Annotated in this window: 21 protein-coding genes; 11 read left to right on the top strand and 10 right to left on the bottom strand. The window is 52.5% G+C overall.

Going from position 1 to position 21,575, the window contains the following annotated elements; translation table 11 throughout:
- The first annotated feature begins 4 nt into the window (after positions 1-4).
- Positions 5-919 carry a LysR family transcriptional regulator gene (locus tag ACJJI1_RS08005; RefSeq protein WP_444959023.1) on the top strand — a complete coding sequence of 305 codons (915 nt, stop codon included), beginning with the start codon at positions 5-7 and terminating at the stop codon, positions 917-919.
- An 85-nt stretch (positions 920-1,004) separates the two neighbouring features.
- A complete protein-coding gene (locus tag ACJJI1_RS08000; RefSeq protein WP_444959022.1) occupies positions 1,005-1,523 on the top strand; it encodes a carboxymuconolactone decarboxylase family protein in 519 nt (172 codons plus the stop codon).
- 32 nt (positions 1,524-1,555) lie between these two features.
- Here ACJJI1_RS08000 and ACJJI1_RS07995 read toward each other — a convergent pair whose 3' ends face one another.
- The 9 genes from ACJJI1_RS07995 to ACJJI1_RS07955 all read right to left on the bottom strand — a co-directional run bounded on the left by ACJJI1_RS07995 (position 1,556) and on the right by ACJJI1_RS07955 (position 10,278).
- Positions 1,556-1,957 (bottom strand): hypothetical protein, encoded by a 402-nt coding sequence (locus ACJJI1_RS07995; protein ID WP_282930533.1) that lies wholly within the window; start codon positions 1,955-1,957, stop codon positions 1,556-1,558.
- Positions 1,958-1,972: 15 nt separating this feature from the next.
- Positions 1,973-2,806 (bottom strand): shikimate dehydrogenase, encoded by an 834-nt coding sequence (gene aroE / locus ACJJI1_RS07990; RefSeq protein WP_444959021.1) that lies wholly within the window; start codon positions 2,804-2,806, stop codon positions 1,973-1,975.
- Complete coding sequence (locus ACJJI1_RS07985; RefSeq protein ID WP_413663901.1) at positions 2,803-3,252, bottom strand: DUF6841 family protein; 450 nt, start codon at positions 3,250-3,252, stop codon at positions 2,803-2,805. The genes aroE and ACJJI1_RS07985 overlap by 4 nt, the downstream gene beginning before the upstream one ends.
- Positions 3,253-3,282: 30 nt before the next feature.
- On the bottom strand, positions 3,283-4,188 hold the full coding sequence (gene hemF / locus ACJJI1_RS07980; RefSeq protein ID WP_444911848.1) for an oxygen-dependent coproporphyrinogen oxidase: 906 nt from the start codon (positions 4,186-4,188) through the stop codon (positions 3,283-3,285).
- Between the two features lie 27 nt (positions 4,189-4,215).
- Complete coding sequence (locus ACJJI1_RS07975) at positions 4,216-4,782, bottom strand: L-threonylcarbamoyladenylate synthase (protein WP_413663899.1); 567 nt, start codon at positions 4,780-4,782, stop codon at positions 4,216-4,218.
- Positions 4,783-5,088: 306 nt separating this feature from the next.
- Positions 5,089-6,297, bottom strand: a complete 1,209-nt coding sequence (locus ACJJI1_RS07970) for a hypothetical protein (protein WP_444959020.1) — start codon at positions 6,295-6,297, stop codon at positions 5,089-5,091.
- A 95-nt stretch (positions 6,298-6,392) separates the two neighbouring features.
- The gene (locus ACJJI1_RS07965; RefSeq protein WP_413663897.1) at positions 6,393-7,835 is read right to left on the bottom strand and encodes a catalase; all 1,443 of its coding nucleotides are present in this window, start codon (positions 7,833-7,835) and stop codon (positions 6,393-6,395) included.
- A gap of 127 nt (positions 7,836-7,962) precedes the next feature.
- The gene (gene dprA, locus ACJJI1_RS07960; protein WP_444959019.1) at positions 7,963-9,129 is read right to left on the bottom strand and encodes a DNA-processing protein DprA; all 1,167 of its coding nucleotides are present in this window, start codon (positions 9,127-9,129) and stop codon (positions 7,963-7,965) included.
- Positions 9,130-9,207: 78 nt separating this feature from the next.
- The gene (locus ACJJI1_RS07955) at positions 9,208-10,278 is read right to left on the bottom strand and encodes a LysM peptidoglycan-binding domain-containing protein (protein WP_413663895.1); all 1,071 of its coding nucleotides are present in this window, start codon (positions 10,276-10,278) and stop codon (positions 9,208-9,210) included.
- Between the two features lie 183 nt (positions 10,279-10,461).
- Here ACJJI1_RS07955 and def point away from each other — a divergent pair, with 183 nt between their 5' ends.
- The 9 genes from def to ACJJI1_RS07910 all read left to right on the top strand — a co-directional run bounded on the left by def (position 10,462) and on the right by ACJJI1_RS07910 (position 20,534).
- Positions 10,462-10,968 carry a peptide deformylase gene (gene def / locus ACJJI1_RS07950; RefSeq protein ID WP_282930542.1) on the top strand — a complete coding sequence of 169 codons (507 nt, stop codon included), beginning with the start codon at positions 10,462-10,464 and terminating at the stop codon, positions 10,966-10,968.
- A gap of 75 nt (positions 10,969-11,043) precedes the next feature.
- Positions 11,044-11,991 carry a methionyl-tRNA formyltransferase gene (fmt, locus tag ACJJI1_RS07945; protein ID WP_413663894.1) on the top strand — a complete coding sequence of 316 codons (948 nt, stop codon included), beginning with the start codon at positions 11,044-11,046 and terminating at the stop codon, positions 11,989-11,991.
- A 2-nt stretch (positions 11,992-11,993) separates the two neighbouring features.
- The gene (gene rsmB / locus ACJJI1_RS07940) at positions 11,994-13,301 is read left to right on the top strand and encodes a 16S rRNA (cytosine(967)-C(5))-methyltransferase RsmB (RefSeq protein WP_413663893.1); all 1,308 of its coding nucleotides are present in this window, start codon (positions 11,994-11,996) and stop codon (positions 13,299-13,301) included.
- Positions 13,302-13,331: 30 nt separating this feature from the next.
- Positions 13,332-14,717: a Trk system potassium transporter TrkA gene (gene trkA, locus ACJJI1_RS07935; RefSeq protein WP_282930545.1), complete on the top strand. Its 1,386-nt coding sequence runs from the start codon at positions 13,332-13,334 to the stop codon at positions 14,715-14,717.
- An 86-nt stretch (positions 14,718-14,803) separates the two neighbouring features.
- A complete protein-coding gene (locus ACJJI1_RS07930; RefSeq protein WP_282930546.1) occupies positions 14,804-16,255 on the top strand; it encodes a TrkH family potassium uptake protein in 1,452 nt (483 codons plus the stop codon).
- 97 nt (positions 16,256-16,352) lie between these two features.
- On the top strand, positions 16,353-17,384 hold the full coding sequence (locus tag ACJJI1_RS07925; RefSeq protein ID WP_108731210.1) for an efflux RND transporter periplasmic adaptor subunit: 1,032 nt from the start codon (positions 16,353-16,355) through the stop codon (positions 17,382-17,384).
- A 46-nt stretch (positions 17,385-17,430) separates the two neighbouring features.
- The gene (locus tag ACJJI1_RS07920; RefSeq protein ID WP_282930547.1) at positions 17,431-18,126 is read left to right on the top strand and encodes an ABC transporter ATP-binding protein; all 696 of its coding nucleotides are present in this window, start codon (positions 17,431-17,433) and stop codon (positions 18,124-18,126) included.
- A complete protein-coding gene (locus tag ACJJI1_RS07915; protein ID WP_282930548.1) occupies positions 18,123-19,283 on the top strand; it encodes an ABC transporter permease in 1,161 nt (386 codons plus the stop codon). Before ACJJI1_RS07920 ends, ACJJI1_RS07915 begins: the two co-directional genes overlap by 4 nt.
- 63 nt (positions 19,284-19,346) lie before the next feature.
- Complete coding sequence (locus ACJJI1_RS07910; protein WP_444959018.1) at positions 19,347-20,534, top strand: ABC transporter permease; 1,188 nt, start codon at positions 19,347-19,349, stop codon at positions 20,532-20,534.
- A gap of 33 nt (positions 20,535-20,567) precedes the next feature.
- Here the strand turns inward: ACJJI1_RS07910 and ACJJI1_RS07905 are convergent, their stop codons facing one another.
- A complete protein-coding gene (locus ACJJI1_RS07905; protein ID WP_444895588.1) occupies positions 20,568-21,455 on the bottom strand; it encodes a lysophospholipid acyltransferase family protein in 888 nt (295 codons plus the stop codon).
- Positions 21,456-21,575: the final 120 nt, after the last annotated feature.

The raw sequence follows: 21,575 nt of genomic DNA, 5'->3' as shown, positions 1-21,575 counted from the left end.
CGCTATGCTTAACCTGAATATGGACCAGCTGCATATTTTTGTGCGCTCCTGTGAAGTCGGATCTTTTTCGGCGGTTGCTCGCGAAGTGGGCCGGGCTCAGTCTTCTGTAAGCAGCTTGATTCAAAATCTTGAGCTCGATTTGGGGCTGACTCTATTTAACCGCGAAGGGAAATATCCCCAACCCACCGCCGCCGCTTTGGCATTACTGCCATTAGCACGTCAATCGTTGGGGCAGTTGCAGCGCTTCCAACAGGCGGCAAATTCCTTCCAGCGGGGAGAGGAGCCCCAGCTCAATATATTATTTGAAGAGCTGGTAATGCCGGATCGACTCAACGATATGCTGGTAACTTTCAGCGAGCGCTTCCCGCATACTGAGCTTCAGCTCGGCAGTGTTACTGGGGAGGAAGCGGTCCAGCAGGTGACACATGGTGAAGCCGATTTTGCCTTTGTCACCTCAAGGGATTCCTATCCCAGCTCGCTGGATACCAGTAACCTGGGACAACAGCGGGTACTTAGCCTGGCCTGTCCGGAACATCCCCTGGCCCAGAAAAAACAATCCTCATTGAATGAAGCGGCCCAGCACCGACAGATCACCACAGCACCAGAATCCCAAAGGTACCGTTGGCAGCTCTCTGCGCAGACTTGGCGAAGTGATTCTCTGCTACAGGCCCTGGATCTGGCATGTAAGGGGGTTGGGTGGGTCAATGCGCCCTACGAACTGGCCCGCCCCTTTTTAAAAAGCGGCAGGTTGGTTGAGCTCAACTTAACCGGTTCTCTCAATACCTGGAGCCTCGGTGTGGATCTGCTCTGGTCCAAGCAGACGCCACAAGGCTTAGCTGCGCAATGGTTCGCCCGAGAGGCCCGGCGACTCTACGGTAACTTTTACAGCCCACCTATCGAAATATCCGATAGAAACTAATTTTTACCTATCAGGCTTTTACATAAGACTTGGCGTTGTAGGCCGATGGTCTGTGACTCAATCCGACTTGATTAGGAGCCAAACTATGTCCAAACAGCAATATCTCCAAGAAATGGAGGCCTTCTCCCAAAAGTACCGCTATGACATGGACTACTTGCGCGAGTTTCTTCAGGGCTCTCCTGAAGGCTTTGAAAAATTTAGAAATTTTCAGCCCCTATCCATGCACAGGGAGTTTTTACCTATTGATGTTTTTTGGGTGAGTAAAATAGCGGCAATGCAAGTAGCTGATTGCGGCATGTGCCTGCAACTGAATGTGCGTATGGCCCTAGAGGCTGGTGTTGAACCCCACTTGGTGAAAGCTTGTATCCAAGGCGGCAGCGGCCTGTCTGAGAACTTGCAGGACATTTTTGATTTTGCAACAGCCGTGGCCAGCTACAAAACAATCGACCCTGTTCTCAACGAACGGATAGGTGCACAACTGGATAACCGGCAGAGAATCGAGCTGGGGGTCAGCGTCGCTACCGCGTCAGTCTTCCCCACGATCAAGCGGGCTATGGGATATACCCAAAGCTGCAGCTTGGTTGAGATCGAATTTAAACAGTGATGTGGTAGGCCTTGGCAACCAAGGCCTCCTCACTATTTACCCTGTAGACGCAGCAGTGCCGATGCACCTATGCCGCCAATGGCACAAGCCAAAACGATAACCAGGGGCGTCATTTGTCCCAGTACCAGAGCACCGTAGTCATAACCTCTCTGCGGCAGAAGATACAACAACATCAACCCTGCCGGCACCAGGGATAAGAGGAAGCCCCGTATTAACCAGGCGTTGCGCAAAGGCAACAAAAACAGCAACCCGAAAACTCCACCCCAAACTACGCGCTGGTACAGGTAGGCATTGCTCAGGGATGGCGCCAAATCTACCCCTAGAAACTGGGTGAAGCCATACCGCCCCATGGCCCATAGCCCCACGGCATAGCAGAGCCCACCGAAACACCCCACAGCAAAACAAATCGACAGGTTTCGCACAATATCACGCACAACGCTTTCTCTCTTTTAATTTTCGGTTGTCTGATTGAGGTCCCGGCGCAACTTGGCCATGATCGGCGCTGTTTCAGGACGTACACCGCGCCACAGTAAAAATGACTCAGCGGCCTGCTCTACCAACATCCCAAGGCCATCAGTACTCTCTGCGCCCTGTCCACGCGCCCATTGTAAAAAAGGCGTTGGCTCGGCGGCGTACATCATGTCGTAAGCTTTACCATGACTGGCGACACAGCCTTCAGGAAGCGGCGGCAGCACACCGCCAAGGCTTGCGGAACTCGCATTGATAATCAGGTCGTAGCAGCCTCTCAATTCCTCCAGGCCGCCACCACTTAATTCGCCCAACTGGGAAAATTCTGCCGCAAGCTGTACCGCTTTTTCTGCGGTGCGGTTGGCAATATGTAAATGTGCTGGTTTTTCCGCAAGGATTGGCAGCAGTGCTCCCCGGGCGGCTCCGCCGGCTCCCAGCAAGAGAACTTTCCGATCCTTGATTTCCCAGCCCAAGTTGGTGCAAATATCAAATACCAGGCCGGTCCCGTCGGTGTTGTCGCCTAGAATCTTTCCACCTTCGGCCAGTGCCAAGGTATTCACCGCTCCCACTGACGCAGCCCGCTCGGTCAGGTTATCCGCCATCTCAAATGCTTGCAGCTTGAAGGGCACCGTCACATTGAGGCCACAACCACCCTCAGCAAAAAAAGTTCGCGCGTAATTAACAAAGCCATCCAGGGGGGCAAGCAGCTTACTGTAGTCGATATCCTCGCCTGTTTGCGTGACAAAGGCTCGGTGTATCTCCGGTGAGAGGGAGTGCTCTATAGGGTTACCCACTACCGCATAGCGGTCACTCATGATTCCGCCCTTTTGCGCTCTCTCGCTGCCTCACGAATCTTGGCACTTTCATCGACAATTATTAAACCGTCAATTTTGAGGCCGTCGGCAGCTTCGGTGACTAAATAGCGGGTTTGTGAGCTGTACAGCTCTACCGCTTTTTCTTCCCCCTGCGGGTGTAGCAAGGTCCAGCGCAAGCTCGCAAGGGTGCTGTAATTATTCAGCTCTATCACCTCGGTAACAGTGCCGAGAATCTGACAGACACCAAGGCGTCGATAAGCATTGAGGAGCTTAACCACCTGCTGGATAAACTCATCCCGTTCTACGGTGAGCTTTACGCCATCTTCCCGGTAGTAGTGCAGTGGGAAACGATAAAAGTCGGCAATCTGCTCAACATCTCCCGTTTCAAAATGCCGCCTGTAATCGAGAAACAGGGAGTTGATTCCTTCCAATCGCGATGGGTGCACAACAAACCTCCATTGTGACAAATTGCTTGGCTATACCCAGTCTCTGTGTGGCAGAAAATCAGTGTATAGCTTCTCTTCCGCAGATCCCGGCTCTGGTTGCCAGTCATACTTCCAGCTCACCAGTGACGGCAAGGACATCAGAATGGATTCTGTACGTCCACCACTTTGCAATCCGAAAAGAGTGCCACGATCAAAGACCAGGTTGAATTCCACATAGCGCCCACGGCGGTAGAGTTGGAATTCACGCTCGCGCTCACCGTAAGCAGCCTCTTTGCGCTTCTGTACAATGGGTAGATAAGCCTCCAAGTAACTATCGCCAACAGCGCGCATAAGCGCAAAAGCATTGTCGTAGCCACCTTCGTTAAAATCATCGAAAAAGAGTCCGCCGACTCCCCGAGCTTCATCCCGATGCTTCAGGTAGAAATATTTGTCACACCACTGCTTAAAGCGAGGGTATACCTCGCTGCCAAAAGGGTCACAGGCCTGCTTGGCCGTTTGGTGCCAATGTACGACATCCTCGTGATAGCCGTAATACGGGGTCAAATCATAGCCACCACCAAACCACCAGATGGGCTCAGCTCCTGGCTTTTTCGCCACAAATAGACGCACGTTTGCATGGCTAGTGGGCACGTAAGGGTTGCGCGGGTGAATGACCAGGGAGACGCCCATTGCTTCAAAAGAACAACCGGCCAGTTCGGGGCGATTAGCCGTGGCCGAAGGCGGGAGTCCATCCCCATAAACATGGGAAAAGTTCACTCCGCCTTTTTCGATCAGATTCCCCTCTTCCAGCACTCGAGTTCGACCACCGCCACCACCGGGCCTGTCCCAGTTGTCCTCACGAAATGACTGACCGTCTTCTTCGCTCAGGGCATTGCAAATACGGTCTTGTAGGCCGAGTAGATAGGCCTTTACTTCCTTGGTATCGATATCACTCATAGGCGAAAACTACGTCTCTGTTTGAGGTTAGGCACCCGCCCTCAGCACACGGCCGCTTTGCAGATCGCGAATTTCACTGGGGGCGCTGCGGCCGCCGGTCGAGCCGCCGCCGACAAAGTCGAGGTCGCGGCCGAAATAGCGCAGTACCTGGTACTTATTACGGGCGGGCTGAGACCCGGCCGGGTTTGCTGAAGTGGATACGATAGCACCGCCAAAGGCGCGTGTTAACGCAGCAGTAAACGGATGATCGGTGCAGCGCAGGGCCACAGATTTATGTACTCCACAGACCCAGGCGGGAATTAAGCCCCGATGGGGTACGAGCCATGTCACCGGTCCCGGCCAGCTGCAATCCAGCTGTTCCTCTTGCTGATCACTAAGGTTTCTAAGGAGCGGATCAAAATGTCTTCTGTCACCGGAGACCAGGATCAAACCCTTCTCAAGTGGGCGATGCTTGAGTTGTAGCAAGCGCCTGACAGCCAGCAGGTTATTGGGGTCGCAAGCCAATCCCCATACAGATTCAGTGGGATGGGCAATAACACCACCCGCTGCCAGGGCGCGGGCAGCCTGTTTTACGGAAAGCGGTGAGTACTTCATTTTAACGCTAGTCTTACTTCCCTTTATGCAGTTGCAAATCTTGTTGATAGGGAATGTCGAATGTCTCCAGAACAACTTCCACTACAGGCAGATGGGAGTCCGAATCCATTGAAGTCGCAACACAAGGCTCACTCAATTCAACTCTCTTTACTATCGAAGCGGAAGGACGCTGGCAATCTAGCGGATTGCATTGATTGACACAAGATATTGCTTTATGGCCTAGCCCAGTTGCTCAAAAAACATCCATCCGCTTTTTTCCAAGCTTAAGTACTTCATGGTTCTCGCTGGCATATTGGCGCCTAACCTTCAATTCAGCCACCACCAGCTTCCCAGCACTATCAGTCGCCGACGCTCCCGAAATCTAGTCCTCTCCAGCTCGGGGATACCTAACGATTTTAGCTTCCTCCTATACTGATCTTGATCTCGACTATTCTCAGACAGCGCCAAAGCCTTCTTAAAACTACGCTGATAACCCTTGGCTCCGGACTTTAGACGCGCCATTCCCAGTAGAAAATGAAAACGATGGTCTTCCTTCTTTATCGAAATTGCATCTTCAGCCTTATTGGCCGCCAATTCATACAACTCATCTTCGTAAGCTGTAAGCGCTTGACCGTACCAATAGTAGGGGTCCTCCTGCCTATAATCATGTAGTTTTGCTGACAGAACATTTGCCATTTGAAGGTCACCCTGAGCTCGGAGAACCTTCTCCAGATTGCTCAACGAAACCAAGTTTGCTCCATCAATCTTCAACGATATAGCGTAAGAACTAATTGCTTGTTTGACCAAACCCGCTGAACGATATATAGCCCCCAAATTATTCCAAAGATCTGCTTCCTCTGGCGCCAGTAACATTGACTTTCGAATATAAAGAAAGGCGTTTTTAAAATCTCGATCCGCAAGAAACTCCATAGCCAGGTTACTATAGAATTTTGCAAAAGCTGCCTTATCTTCCAGCTCTTTTTGATTATATTCTGGATTGTAATCCGTAAAGTTAAAATCCAATATGCGTTGTCTACTACCAGTATCAGCTACAACATTAATGTGCTGGTAAATAAAGGTCTGTTGGCTCTCCAAATATCTCACTTCTGGAACAAAAACCTCATTGAATTTAGCATCCATCCCAAGTTCACGAATCATTGCAACTAAAAAGGCACTAAAAGCCATGCAATTTCCTCTCTGCTGATCAAAAACTTGTGCAGCATTGAGCGTGGCATCTGCATCGTAGAGAATTGAAAAATATTGGCTCTGCAATTTATTTATCAGAGCATCCAACCTATCACTTTTTTTTCTGGTACTTATCGATTTTAAAAACAACCTCATATCATTATTCAATGCCAGGATATCAATATCAGGCAAATCAGAGTTAGTTATAGGGGAACTCCAAAAATATATACCACTAAGTAACTGTTCATCTGAAAATTCTTGAGAAATAGATATATCTGTTTTTTTTATTTGTGTAGAGCAGCCTCCCAAAACTAGAAAAATAAGGGATAAAGCTACTTTGATCTTGTTCATAAGCATGCCTTTAATACAGTATTAAATACCAATCCAGCAGGATATATTTTTAACACAAAAGGCAAGCAAATGAATTACGTATCAAAACACCAGATTCAGTTGCTGACCATCGCTAACTTGACGCCCGCGGCATAGTCCGGATGCACCTTGGAAAAGTGTGCCAATTGTCGCTGAATTATTTCATCCGGTACACCCGCCATCGCTTCTGCAATATTGTTATATAAGCGCTGTTTTTGTTCATCGTCGAACAAATCAAAGAGCGCTCGAACCTGACTGTAATCGTCATTACCTTTGCGGTGGTCATATCTATCTGCCGCACCGGATATTGGTAACGGGGGTTCTTTCGCTTTTGGGTCCTCCTCTGGCCCAGAAAAACTATTCGGCTCATAAAAGGCATCCGGATTGCCACTGCGGATACCCGTACTATTCATTTCACCATCCCGATAATAATTATGGACAGGACAACGCGGTGCATTCACTGGAAGACTCTCATAGTGAGTTCCCAAGCGGTGACGATGTGCATCGGCATAAGAGAATATACGCGCCTGCAGCATCTTATCCGGCGAGAAACTGATACCCGGTACGATATTGGATGGAGAGAAAGCTGCCTGCTCGATTTCTGCAAAATAGTCTTGCGGGTTGCGATTCAACTCCATGGTTCCCACCTCGATAGGTGGGTAATCACCGTGGGGCCAAACCTTGGTGAGGTCAAAGGGGTTGTAGCTTGTTTTGCCAAGGTCTGCCTCGGGCATGACCTGAATTTGGAATGTCCACTTCGGACATTCCCCATTTTCTATCGCACTGTACATCGCCTCCTGGTAACTCTCCCTCGAGCGTCCAATCACTGCTCCCGCCTCCTTATTGGTGAAGTACCTATGTCCCTGCTGAGTCTTAAAATGAAATTTGACCCAGAAGCGTTCTCCACTGTGATTCCACAGGGAGAAGGTATGGGAGCCATAACCGTTCATATGCAATGGAGATATGGGTAAACCACGATCGGAGAATAGTATGGTCACCTGGTGAAGGCTTTCAGGGCTCAACGACCAGAAATCCCACATGGCCGTGGGGGAGCGCAAGTGAGTGCGTGGATGCCGTTTTTGTGTGTGAATAAAGTCCGGAAATTTGTAGGGGTCTCGTACAAAAAAGACCGGCGTATTGTTGCCGACCAAATCCCAATTGCCCTCCTCCGTATAAAACTTCAGTGCAAAACCACGAACATCCCGTTCCGCATCAGCTGCACCCAATTCACCGGCCACGGTTGAAAAACGGGCCAACAGTGGGGTCTCTGCCCCCGGCTGTAAAACCCGGGCACAGGTGTGGTTAGAAATATCAGCGGTTACCCTCAAAACCCCATAGGCGCCCCAACCTTTGGCATGTACCGCCCGCTCGGGTATACGCTCACGATTTTGATGGGCCAGTTTTTCGATAAGCTGATAATCTTGAATCAATAGCGGGCCATCTGGCCCCGCTGTAAGGCTGTTTTGATTATCGGGAACCGGAGCGCCGGCATCAGTGGTGAGTTTGGGTTTATCCGCCATAATTAGACTCCACTTTTGGAATCCACTGAGTATTAACGCTGCTCCAGAGCAGCGCGAATTGATCGGCGGCTACACCATCAACAAGGAGTTTCTGGTTAACTCTCTTCGTAACTTCCCAGTAAGACCTTTAGAGACTCACTGACTCCTCACAGGTTTTAGCCAGTTTTTTCCCATCCATATAACGGCTGCCCTTCATTGTTAACTGGTAAGACCCTGTGAGTTGCTCCACCAGGCCCTGTAACTCCAATTCCATCAATACAGCCATCAATTCACCCGCCTCAATCCCGGTATCACGAGACAATAGCTCGATACTCCGAGGCCCTCCGGCAAGCGCCCTGATGATATGTTGCTGAAGCTCGGGCAGTGGTTTACCGGGGGGGAGTTCAGTGGGTGTGGGCTCTGCCAGTAAACCGCCGAGCTGACCGGCTACATCTGCGCTGGTTTCAACCAGTGTCGCACCTTCTTTAATCAGGTGGTGGCAACCCCTGGCCATTGGATTGTGGATAGAACCTGGAATCGCAAAAACCTCTCGATTCTGCTCCAGCGCCAAACGTGCCGTAATCAGAGAACCTGAGCGCATTGCTGCTTCTACCAGTAATACCCCCATTGAAAGGCCACTGATAATCCGGTTCCTCCGAGGAAAATTCTTCGCTTCAGCATTGCTGCCAAGAGGCAATTCGCTTATTAGAGCACCGCCTGCAGAGAGAATATCCTCCGCCAGGGGGCGGTTGTGTTTTGGATAAATACGGTCAACTCCACTACCCAAAACTGCGATCGTGGAGCCCGCTCCCTGCAGCGCCCCTCGGTGAGCTGCGGCATCTACGCCCAGAGCCAGCCCGGAAGTGATAGCAAATCCGGAACCGGCTAATTCCGCGGCGAAGGCCCGGGCATTATCCAGACCCGCCACAGTCGCCCGACGGGCACCCACCATCGCTACCTGCGGTAGATTTAGAGCGCTTTTTTCACCACGGATATATAGCACAGGCGGGGGGCGCGAGGTCTCCGATAAAAGGGCGGGATAGTCGGGATCGCTGTGACAAATCAGCTGCACGCCCAGGTCTGCGCAGCGGGCTCGCTCACGCTCAACCCAATCAGCGAGTTCACTGGCGGCAGATCGGCTGGAAAATTCCCGCCACTGGATTTGAGCCCGCGGTGATAATTTTTGCAGAAGAGGTTGAGGAAACTGCTGGAGAGCCTCTTCGGCAGTGGCAAAGTGCTCCAGTAATTGCCAGTAGCGAGCCGGGCCAATTCCCTCGAGACGCAGCAACGCCATAGTAGCGGTCAATGCATCCATGCAACTTACCATTTTCTGTTTTGATAGTTGTGCGACAGGGCAAACAGCAACACCTGCCGCGAGATTTTCTGGGATCGCTTAGGGGTTGCGCACCATATCCATCACTGCCAGCGGGCGACGAGCGTCCAGTACCAGGGCTAGGCTCATTTTTTCAAAGGTGCGGAACACCATCAACTCACCAGCGCGGGTATCCGGAAGCTTCACTACGTCACCAGCAATACGGTCACGCACTGTTGAACCCGCTTTGTATATCGCCAGGACATTACCCGGCAGCAGTCCATCCCGATCACCGACATTGAGAATTACGACATCAAATTTACCAATTTGAGTAACCCCTTCATCGACTCCTAGAATCAGGCTATCGATAGCGATAGTGGGCGCGCTGGGGTGGAACAGGGCTTCAATTGAGCGCTCCTCCACCGGCATCAACCGATCATCGAGGCGAACCTCACGGGCAGTACTGCGCACGCCCATAGTCGCAACGGAAAAGTTCGGGTTGTTGTCTGGGTCCAACTGCAGCAAGTCGACAGAACCTACACCGAGGGCTTGTCGACCGAGGACTTCACCGGATACAGGGTCTGTATAGACCGGGCCGGGGCGATAAATGCCATAAGACGGCAGTGGAGCACCAAAATTACCGCGCGCATAGATGGTGTCACCCGCTCCCATCAGAATGTGGTCATCGGAGCCGGAAACAATGTAAGGAGTACCTTCAAAAGCACCGGGCTCCACAATACGGGTACGGGATAAGAAAGCATTAATCGCATCCAGCGGAATCGCCGAGATCGCGTCTTCTACCGCCTCGCGACGGATCGAGGGCGACAACCGATTACCATCAATCCCCGGGGATAGTTGATACGCCCGGGGGCCGCGCTGCAGTTGTAATTGTGGCTGGCCATCGATGTAAACAAGGCGCAGGCTATCTCCTGGATAAATCAGGTGGGGGTTTTCCACCTGTGGGTTCACTTGCCAAATCTCCGGCCAGTACCAGGGTTGCACCAGAAACTGACTGGAAATATCCCAGAGCGTATCGCCCTTTTGCACCACATAAGCGTCGGGGTGACTGGGGTTCAGGCGAACCTGATCCTGTGCTTCGACACCAAGGGCAACCGCTAACATCGAGATCGCGGCCAGGATAATTTTTTTCATGGAAGCATTCCTATGCTCTTTATCGCTATAATTCTCAGCGCCGGGCCACTCCCGTGAAGGGAGCGAGACCGGACCCGGGCGCATAGCGCCAGCAAAAACAGGGGTCCACTCGGTAAATTTTGAGCGCGATCATAATGTTATCAGCGCACGTTCAACGAATACTAGAAGTTTGTCACAGGTGTTATGGCTAAACTCGAGATACTGGAATTTCCCGACCCGCGCCTGCGCGAAGTCGCTAAACCCGTCGCTGAAGTGACCGACGCCCACCGCCAATTGCTCGACGACATGTTTGAAACCATGTACGCCGCGCCCGGCATCGGCCTCGCCGCCATCCAAGTCAATGTGCAGGAGCGCATTGTAGTGGTGGATATCTCTGAAGACGGCAATGAACCACTCGGGTTTATCAACCCCGAGATCGAAGTGCTGGACCCGGAGATCCACCAGTACGACGAGGGCTGCCTGTCAGTTCCCGGTTTCTACGAAACGGTGGAGCGCCCGCGCAAAGTGCGTGTTAAAGCCCTGGACCGCAATGGCGAACCTTTTGCCCTTGAGGCCGAGGGATTGTTGGCGGTCTGTATCCAACATGAAGTCGATCATTTGGACGGCAAGCTGTTCGTGGATTATGTCTCGCCACTGAAGCGCAACCGCATCCGCTCCAAGCTGGAAAAATCCCAGCGCCGCCGCGCCTGATCTGCGCCAGCCGCAGGAGCCTGGAGCTGCCGCCTTACGGCAGCTCTCCCACCCCCATTACCTGAGAGCAAGTCAGTGAATATTATTTTTGCCGGCACACCGGACTTTGCCGCCGTGCACCTGCAAGCGCTGCTCGACAGCGAGCACAATGTCATTGCCGTTTACACCCAACCGGACAGGCCGGCTGGGCGCGGTAAGAAATTGCTCGCCAGCCCGGTGAAACAGCTGGCACTCTCCCACAATATCCCGGTGTACCAACCCCTGAGCCTGCGCGACGAGACGGCCCAGGCGGAGCTCACTGCCCTTGGAGCGGATATTATGGTGGTGGTGGCCTACGGCCTGATACTACCGCAGGTGGTGCTGGATACCCCGCGTCTGGGCTGTATCAATGTGCACGCCTCTTTGTTGCCGCGCTGGCGCGGTGCGGCACCGATCCAACGCGCGGTGGAAGCGGGTGACAGCGAGAGCGGTGTCGCCATTATGCAAATGGAGGCGGGCCTGGATACCGGCCCAGTTTTGGTGGAAAGCCGCTGCGCGATTACTGAGTCCGATACCGGTGGCAGTTTGCACGACAAGCTGGCGGAACTCGGCGGCCCATCCCTCCTCCAGGCCTTGGCTCTACTGGAAAGTGGCAGTGCCAACCCTCAGGTACAAGACGATACCCAGGCTAACTACGCCAACAAAATTACCAAGGAAGAGGCGCAGATCGACTGGCAGCGTCCCGCTGCTGAACTGCATCGATTGATACGCGCTTTTAACCCCTTCCCAGTGTGCTGGAGTACTTATCGGGACAAGAAGGGCGAGCAGCGCCTGCGTATCTATAGCGCCGCCATCGAACAGGGCTGCCACAGTGATCAGCCCGGTACCATTCTCTCCAGTGACGACGAAGGTATTTTAGTGGCCTGCGGCCGGGAGGCCCTGCGCCTCCAATTAATACAGCTACCGGGTAAAAAAGCGCTTCCCGCAGCAGAAATTTTGAAAGGCTACCGGGAGCAGTTCGCCCCGGGTACCAAACTGGGATAATTATGAGCAGAGATGTACGCGCCGAGGCCGCCCGAGTTATCGCCTCACTGCTGGAAGAACGTGGCTCGTTGGCAAGACTTCTGCCTGCCGCCGAGGACAAAGTCGAGGAGCGCGACCGCCCTCTGTTGCGGGAGCTCTGTTACGGCAGTGCCCGCACGGCACCGCGCCTGCAATTGATCGCCGCCAAGTTACTGCGTAAAAAAGTCTCGGATATCGAGATCAATGCACTGATCCTGCTGGGCATTTACCAACTCGAGTACACTCGCATACCCGATCACGCCGCCATATCTGCAACCGTCAATGCCGCGCGCAGCCTCGGTCTGGACAGAGCGACCGGGCTGATCAACGGGGTGCTGCGCAACGCCCTGCGCAACAGTGAGCAGCTTCAGCGCAAGCTGTCCGGCAATCCACAGTTCAGCTCTATGCACCCGGCCTGGTTACAGCAGCAGATTAAAGCCGCCTGGCCTGAGAAGGCGTCAGACATCTTCCGCGCCAACAATGCCAACCCACCCATGACCTTGCGGGTAAATACTGCCAAGATCTCGCGCGAGGACTATTTACAACAGCTCGATGAAACCGGCCTCTCCGCCGAGCCCTGTACTATTTCCCCGGTCGGTATCACCCTGGTTGAGCCGGTTTCAGTCACAGTGCTACCGGGCTTTGCCGAGGGCTTGGTCAGTGTTCAGGATGAGTCCGCACAATTAGCGGCGCTGCTGTTACAGCCGCAGGAAAATGCCCGGGTGTTGGACGCGTGTGCGGCACCTGGAGGCAAGAGTTGCCACTTATTGGAGCAGGAATCCAGCATTCAGCTGAGCGCGTTGGATATTGAGGAGGACCGCCTTGTGCGGGTCGAGGAAAACCTCGAGCGCAACGGGCAGAGTGCCGAGCTTATTTGTGCCGATGCCACGTCTCCGAATGAGTGGTGGGACGGGCAGCAATACGACCAGATACTACTGGACGCACCCTGTTCGGCAACCGGGGTAATTCGCCGCAACCCGGATATCAAACTATTGCGCCGGGAAGAAGACATTGCCGAGTTAGTGGCTTTGCAGGGCAAGATCCTGCGCGCTCTGTGGCCCCTGGTTAAACCGGGTGGGCAGTTGCTTTACGCCACCTGTTCCAGCCTACCGACGGAAAACAGCGAAGTCGTCGCAGCGTTCATTGCGGAGACAGAGGATGCGAGCGACAATACCCCTGAACTGCTAAACGATAAGCCCTGGGGCGAGAAACAAGTTGCCGGTATGCAGCTTCTACCCCAAACCGGCGGCGGTGACGGTTTCTACTACGCTCTGCTGAGCAAAGCTGAATAACGACGTCGCTAGTCGCGAGTCTCATCCGATATGAAAATTGTCATTCTCGGCGCCGGCCAGGTGGGCGGCTCTCTAGCGGAGGCCCTGGCCTCCGAGCGCAATGATATTGTCCTGGTGGACAGCGACGAGAAAACCCTGCGCGAACTGCGCGACCGCATCGATATCGGCGTGGTACTGGGCCACGCCTCTCACCCGGATATTCTGATGGAAGCCGGGATTGAGGATGCGGATATCCTGGTTGCAGTCACCAATAACGATGAGACCAATATGGCGGCCTGCCAGATTGCGCACTCTCTGTTTCGCGTCCCCACCAAAATCGCCCGGGTACGGGCCTCCTCCTACCTGCAATACCCGGAATTATTCGATACCCAGGCCATCCCTATCGATGTACTGATCAGCCCGGAGCAACTGGTTTCAGAGTATATCTCCCGCCTGATGGAACATCCCGGAGCCTTGCAGGTATTGGATTTTGCCGGTGGTCGCGTACAGCTGGTAACTGTTTTAGCCGTTCAGGGCGGGCCTCTGGTTGGGCACCAACTGCGCTATTTGCGCGAGCATATGCCCAAGGTAGATACCCGGGTTGCTGCGATTTATCGCCGCAACCGGCCAATTATTCCCCAGGGTGATACAGTGATTGAAGCCGGCGATGAGGTGTTCTTTATTGCCGCGCGAGCAGATATTCGCGCGGTAATGAGCGAACTGCGTCGATTGGAACACGGTTATAAACGAGTGGTGATCGCCGGCGGCGGCAATATTGGTTTGCGCTTGGCCACCCGGCTGGAGAATCGCTATTCGGTAAAAATTATTGAGCAGAGCCACGAGCGCTGTGTATTTTTATCCGAGGAGCTGTCCCACACCATTATCCTGCACGGCAGCGCCTCCGATCAGGAGTTGCTGCTGGAAGAGAGCATCGAAGATACCGATGTTTTTCTTGCCCTGACCAATGACGACGAGGCTAATATCATGTCGTCACTATTGGCCAAGCGTCTGGGCGCACGCAAAGTGATGACGCTGATCAATAACCGCGCTTATGTGGACCTGGTACAGGGCGGTGAAATCGATATTGCCATCTCACCGCAGCAAAATACGATCGGCAGCCTGCTCACCCATGTGCGCCGAGGGGATATGGTCAACGTCCACTCCCTGCGTCGAGGTGCAGCTGAAGCCATTGAGGTTATCGCCCACGGTGACGAGCGCACATCCAAGGTGGTGGGGCGCAAGATCGAAGATATCGACTTACCCGAGGGCGCCTCGATTGGCGCCATAGTACGGGAAACGGAAAATGGCAGCGAAGTTTTGATGGCACACGATGATGTCATTGTGCAAAGCGATGACCACGTGATTGTCTTCCTTATCGACCGCCGCCAGACCCGCCATGTAGAACAGCTGTTCCAAGTTGGTTTTGGCTTTTTCTGAGCAAATAATATTTTCGTTTTCCGGCGATAACGGTCTCCGCCGTCCAGATAACATTGCAACAAATAACGATAGGCTGATAGGCGCCAATGCGAATTGCGGTAATTGCGCGAGTTTTTGGAATTCTCTTGACGGTGTTCAGCCTGACTCTGCTGCCGCCGATTGGCGTATCCCTATGGTATGAAGATGGTACTCACAGCGCATTTGTCGCAGCCTTTGTCATCACTCTGATCACCGGCCTGTTCATGTGGCTGCCAGTGCACGATTTGCGCGAAGACCTGCGCACCCGGGACGGGTTCGTAGTGACATCTTTGTTCTGGCTGGTACTGGGCAGCTTCGGTGCCCTGCCCTTTATTATCAGCCCACAGCCTGACTTGAGTATCACCGACTCTATTTTTGAATCCATCTCGGGGCTAACAACCACCGGCGCCACAGTGATTACCGGGTTGGACTCACTGCCTCCTGCCATTCTCTACTACCGCCAGCAGTTGCAGTGGTTTGGCGGTATCGGCGTAATTGTTATCGCCCTGGCCATCCTGCCGATGCTGGGTATCGGTGGTATGCAGCTGTATAAGGCAGAAATTCCCGGCCCGGTAAAAGATACCAAATTGACTCCACGTATTGCCGAGACAGCACGGGCACTAATTGTTATTTATGTGATTCTTACAATCCTCTGCGGCATCGGCTACTGGTGGGCCGGCATGACGGTATTCGACGCCGTTGGCCATGCGTTTTCCACTGTGGCCAATGGAGGCTTCTCCACCCACGATGCCAGTATGGGATTCTACGCCCACAACCGCGCGATCATGATTATTTGTATCGTGTTTATGTTTACTGCTGCCATTAACTTTGGTCTGCATTTCTTCGCTTTTCGCAACAGGACCCTCAGCCACTATTGGCGCGACTCAGAATTCCGCTTCTACGTTATGCTGATTCTCGGTGCCGGCCTGCTGATCAGCTGTTACCTGTGGATATTGAATATCTTCTCCCCCGGCAACAGCCTGCTACACGGTTTCTTCCAGGTGGTCTCGATCAGCACCACTGCCGGCTTCGCCTCGGAAAATTTCTCAGCCTGGCCAGTATTCTTACCCTACGTCCTCTTGCTGTTAGGTATTCTCGGTGCCTGCGCCGGCTCAACCTCGGGGGGCATTAAGGCGGTGCGCGGTATGCTGATTATGAAGTCCGGTATGCGCGAGCTGAATCGCTTGGTACACCCGAATGCGGTTATCCCTATCAAGATCAACCGCAAAATTGTCCCCGATCGAGTTACCGACGCTGTGTGGGGCTTCTTTGCGGTCTATGTTTCATCCTTTTTTATCCTCGCCATTATCGTCATCGCCACCGGTGAGGACTTTGTCACCTCCGTTACGACAGTAGCCTCCTGCCTGAGTAATATCGGCCCCGCCCTCGGCGAAGCCGCTGCCCACTATGGTGCGGTTAATGAAGTCGCCAAATGGTTTCTTATCCTGGCGATGCTGATGGGACGCCTGGAAATTTTTACTCTGCTAGTACTACTTACCCCGGCTTTTTGGCGCCACTAACGACACAAGATGTCATGGCCACGCTAACGCGTGGCAATATTTTTTAATTTCTGCCACAGTTGCTGTTTACAGGAAGTAACTAATAAAAACAGGCTGTATGAGCAGAGATACTAGTGCGCTGCTCGGTCAACTCAAAATTGATCGGGAAACAGCGCCCGAACCCAGTTCCCCATCACGCAAAGTTATATTGGCGGCATCTGTCGGCCTAGTTACTGGCATAGTTATAGGCCTTGCCGGCGCTTCTCTATTTGCAGAAGACAGTACACCAGTGCTCCCCCAAAGTAGCGAACCTCAAGCCAAGACTCTCAGCTTGATTCCCAGGGAGGAAAAATTTCACGAGACCATTCTCAATGCTTCCGGCTATATCACACCGAGGCGCATGGCTACGGTCTCTGCTGAAGTAATGGGCCTGATCAGTAGTGTGGATGTCGAAGAGGGAATGCAGGTCGAGGAGGGGCAGGTTCTGGCCCGCTTGGATGATGCCAAAGCGCGGGTCGCGCTGGATTTTGCCCAGGCACAAATTCAAGTGCTTCAAGCCAAGGAAGCGAGTATTCACGCGAAGTTAAAAGAGGCTGAACGCCAATATCGGCGTTTTGCCGGACTTCGGGACAAAAATTATTCCAGCAAAGCGCAGCTCACCCAAAGTGAATCCTCGGTAGAGGGGTTACGAGCAGACTTAAAAAGTGCCCGCGCCAATATTCAAGTCGCCATTCTTGAAGCTGAGAGGCAGCGCGAACGCCTGGCAGATCATATTATCCGCGCGCCTTTTGCCGGCGTAGTCACGACAAAAAATGCACAACCTGGCGAGATAGTTGCCCCCAGCTCTGCTGGCGGAGGTTTTACCCGCACTGGAATCTGTACCATCGTGGATATGAATTCACTCGAAATCGAAGTGGATGTGAACGAGGCCTTTATCGGCCGGGTTGCCAAGGGACAGAAAGTTAACGCCAACCTGGATGCCTATCCGAACTGGGACATCCCAGCTACCGTTATCGCCATCATTCCAACGGCCGATCGAGCCAAGGCGACTGTCCGGGTACGAATCGCTATCGATGACAAAGATGCCCGAATCCTGCCGGATATGGGCGTTAAAGTGGGCTTCCTCGCAGGCGAGGCCGCAGCTCCCTAGCAAACACCAATAAAAACACAACAGTATTTATAAGAGGGAATTTGAGATGTCAGAGGAAGTGTTGTTTCAGCTGAAGGATGTCAGCAAAAGTTTTACCAAGGGCAAAGAGACCATTTCCATTTTTGAATCCCTGAATATGGAAATTGATCGCGGTGATTTCGTTGCCATTATGGGGCCTTCGGGCTCCGGTAAAACAACGCTGTTAAATATGTTGGGCGGCGTCGATCAACCCAGCGGTGGAGAGATATGGTTTGACAGCGAGCGCATTGACTCCCTCAATGAAGGCGCCCTAACCCGCTGGCGAGCGAGAAATATTGGTTTCATTTTCCAATTTTACAATTTAATGCCGATGCTCAATGCCCAGCGCAATGTAGAGCTGCCGCTACTGCTGACAAATCTCTCCAAATCACAACGCCGCCACAATGTGGAAACCGCACTGGCCCTGGTGGGATTAAGTGATCGGGCAAAACATATGCCCAGTGAAATGTCCGGCGGGCAACAACAGCGTGTTGCCATCGCTCGCGCGATCGTTTCCGATCCAAAACTGATTCTGTGTGATGAGCCCACTGGCGACCTGGATCGGGCCACAGCAGATGAAATACTGGAAATGCTGCAATTGTTAAACCGCGATCACGGCAAAACCATCGTGATGGTTACCCATGATCCCGCGGCTGCAAGATACGCCAAGCGCACCCTGCATCTGGATAAAGGACAATTTGTGCAGAGGGAAATAGTGGCATGAGTGATTTTTATTTGGTTTTTAAAAATATGACAAGGAAGCCCTTGCGGCTATTCCTTACCTGCTTTGCTATTTTTATCGCCTTCTTGATTTTCGGTGCGGTTACCAGCCTCAAGTCCGCATTAAATTCCAGCGTGGAATTATCCGCTGATAATCGTCTGGTGGTATTCAATAGAATTAACTTTACCCAGTCACTACCCATTGCCTATGTGCAAAAGGTTGCAGCCGTCGAGGGAGTGAAACATGTAACTCATCTCAACTGGTTTGGCGGTTATTTTCAGGAACCCAGCCGGCAGGTCGTTTCAATGGCTGTAGATCCAGAATCCTATTTAAAAGTCTATGAAGAAATTGTTATTCCCGAGGAACAAAAGCAGGCTTGGTTTAACAATCGGCAAGGGGCTTTGGTTGGGGAAAAACTCGCGCAGATTTACGGCTGGAAAGTGGGCGATAGGATTCCTTTATCCTCCAATATTTTTTCGCACAAAGATGGTGGCTACACCTGGGAATTTGTGATTTCCGGGATTTTTAAAGGGGATACGGAACAGTACGATACACGCCAATTATTGTTTCATTATAAATATTTTATGGAGACACAGACTTTCGGTGGCGACTGGATTGGCTGGATGGCACTAACAACCGATGATCCCGCTATCAATGAAAACGTCGCAAAAACTATCGATGATAATTTTGCCAACTCGCAGAATGAAACCGATACCAGTACCGAGAAAGCATTTAATAAAGCCTTTATTGAACAAATCGGAAATATTGGCTTAATTATTTTTTCTGTGGTGTTTACTGCCTTTTTCACCATATTGGTAGTGGTTGGCAACACTATGGCGCTGGCTATTCGCGAGCGTACCGGGGAAATCGCCGTATTAAAAACCCTGGGTTTTTCCAGCACCCGTATTTTCCGAATGGTGCTGTCGGAGTCCCTGTTAATTGCCTTTGTCGGCGGCCTTTCCGGCCTGGCCGCAGCCTGGCTGCTGGTCGAAGGGGTAAAAACCTTCCTTGCCCGCTTTTTGCCTAACTTGATTTTGGATGGTGATATCGCCCTGCAAGCCATTCTATTTATGTTGTTGTTGGGTCTGATTACCGGGCTGATGCCAGCCTTTCAGGCTCTGCGACTCAACATAGTAACTGCATTTAACCGACAACAATAAACTGGTGCCCCACTGAAACTACACAATAGTTTTCACTGGGGAAGCCTTAAAGGAGAAGAAATTATGGGTTCTCTTATTGCACAAATTGTTTCGGTAACCCTGATGAATCTGGGCAGCCTGCGTCGACGCCTGTGGATGTCACTGGCCATGGTATTTGCCTCGGCAGTTGTCGTCGCAATCCTGCTGGCGTTTCTCGCTATGGCCAAGGGATTTGAGGCGACCATGAGTGGGGCCGGCTCCAGCCAGATCGCTATCCTGATGCGAGAGGGGTCTGCCAGTGAAATCAACTCTGTAATCCTGCAGGACCAGGTCAACCTGATTGCGGAATCGGCCGGTGTTGCCAGGGATACGAACAGCCCGCTGGTATCACCGGAGCTCTACGTTATTGTCGATGGCCTGAAGAAATCCACCGGCACCGAAGCCAATATCCCCCTGCGCGGTCTCAATGAAACCGGCATGGCCATGCGCAATAACATGCGTATGGTGGAGGGGCGAATGTTTACTCCCGGCACTAACGAAATGATTGTTGGTGAAGGGGTATTGCGTGAATTTAATGGTTTCGAAATCGGTAAAGAAGTGCGCTTTGGCAAAAACCTGTGGACAGTTGTTGGGGTCTTTTCCACAGGGGGTAATATATTTGAGAGCGAGCTGTGGGCAGATATCAAAATTATCCAAAGTCACTACAACCGCGGCAACAGCTATCAGTCAATCCGTTTGCAATTGGAGAATGACGGCGATCTCAAGCCCATTCAGGAAACCATCAAACGCGAGCCCCGCCTAAACCTGGAAGCGCAAACCGAACAGGAGTACTTCGCCAGCCAGGGTAAACAGCTGCAATATATCGCTACTTTTGGCTGGATTATCAGCTCTGTGATGGCGCTAGGCGCACTGGCCGGAGCTCTCAACACCATGTATACCTCGGTAGCGGACCGGGCTCGTGAAATCGCCACGCTGCGCGCGTTGGGATTCAGCAACTTCTCCGCGTTCTGCGGCACTATTGCTGAGGCAATGGTTTTAGCCGTTGCCGGCGGGCTTTTGGGTTCCCTGGCTGCTTACCTGTTTTTCGACGGTCTCAACACCTCAACTCTGGGAGGCAGTTTTACCCAGGTGGTGTTCAGTTTTGAGATGTCCCCAGACCTGTTTGTGCAGGGCGCCGTATTGGCGCTGGTGATCGGTTTTATCAGCGGCTTCTTCCCAGCCTGGCGCGCGGCACGCATGCCGGTTGTGGTCGCTTTCCGGCACGCGACTTAAATAATTTTATGGGGGGGCTTCTATGAAGAGCCCCTACTTTTTCTTGCGGTAAATTTTACTCTTGCCTTCCGGCTGTTTCCTGAAGCGCTTGTATTCCCACTGATATTGCTCTGGTGCCTGGGCAATACAGGCCTCCACTCCCCGATTCATCGCCGCCAGGGAAACTTTCTGCTCATCGCTATAAATGGCCTTTTCCGCAGGGACAAATACCAGCTCAAAACCACCTTCAACGCGCTTGCCGAAACCAAACACCACATGGCAGTTGGTGCGCTGAATCAAGTTGTGGGCGAGGGTCATCGTCAGGGCCGGGCGGCCAAAGAAAGGAGCAAAATCACCGCCCATATCCGGCTCCTGATCGGGAAGTATCAGGGCAAAATTACCGGCTTTGAGAGCCTTAAGTAGCGAGCGAACCCCATGTACGTTGGTGGGAACCATCTTGCCACCGGTCACTTCCCGCCCATTGCGAATAACCGGGTCCAAGGCTTCAATTTTGGGAGGCTGGTATAGCACTGTGCAGGGAGCCAGGGTGCCTACATGCAAGCCAAAAATTTCCCAATTGCCCGTATGCGGCATCAGTACAATTGTGCCGGTCCTGCCTTCTTCACTCCCGTCGAGCAAGTGCTGGTTGCGCACTCCCACAATCGCATTCTTACTTTTGGCCCAGGGGGTGTTCCATAGGGCCGCCATCTCAAAGCCGGTCATTGCAGTACTGATCACGCTCTCTCTGGCGAGCCGTTCGCGCTGCTTTGGGTCCATGGCCGGATAGCACAACTCCAGGTTTATACGGCTCAGACGCAGCCCCTCGGAGCGCGTCCACACAGCAATTTTGCCAACGAGTAAACCGAGGCGTCGCGACCAAGACAACGGCAGTTTGCCAATGATTTTCAGTGCCCCTACTGCAAGGCGCCCTTTAATATCCACTGAATTACTTCCTATCCACAAAAGCCATTTTGAGACGGCTATCTAGTTCGAGAATGAACATTGACACCTCCGAAGCGGCTATAGCGCTTTAAGCACAGGAGCCGCTGCCGCTATAATTGC

Source organism: Microbulbifer maximicatervae (SeqCode) (assembly GCF_052467065.1).
This window is presented reverse-complemented; position numbering and strand designations above follow the sequence as displayed.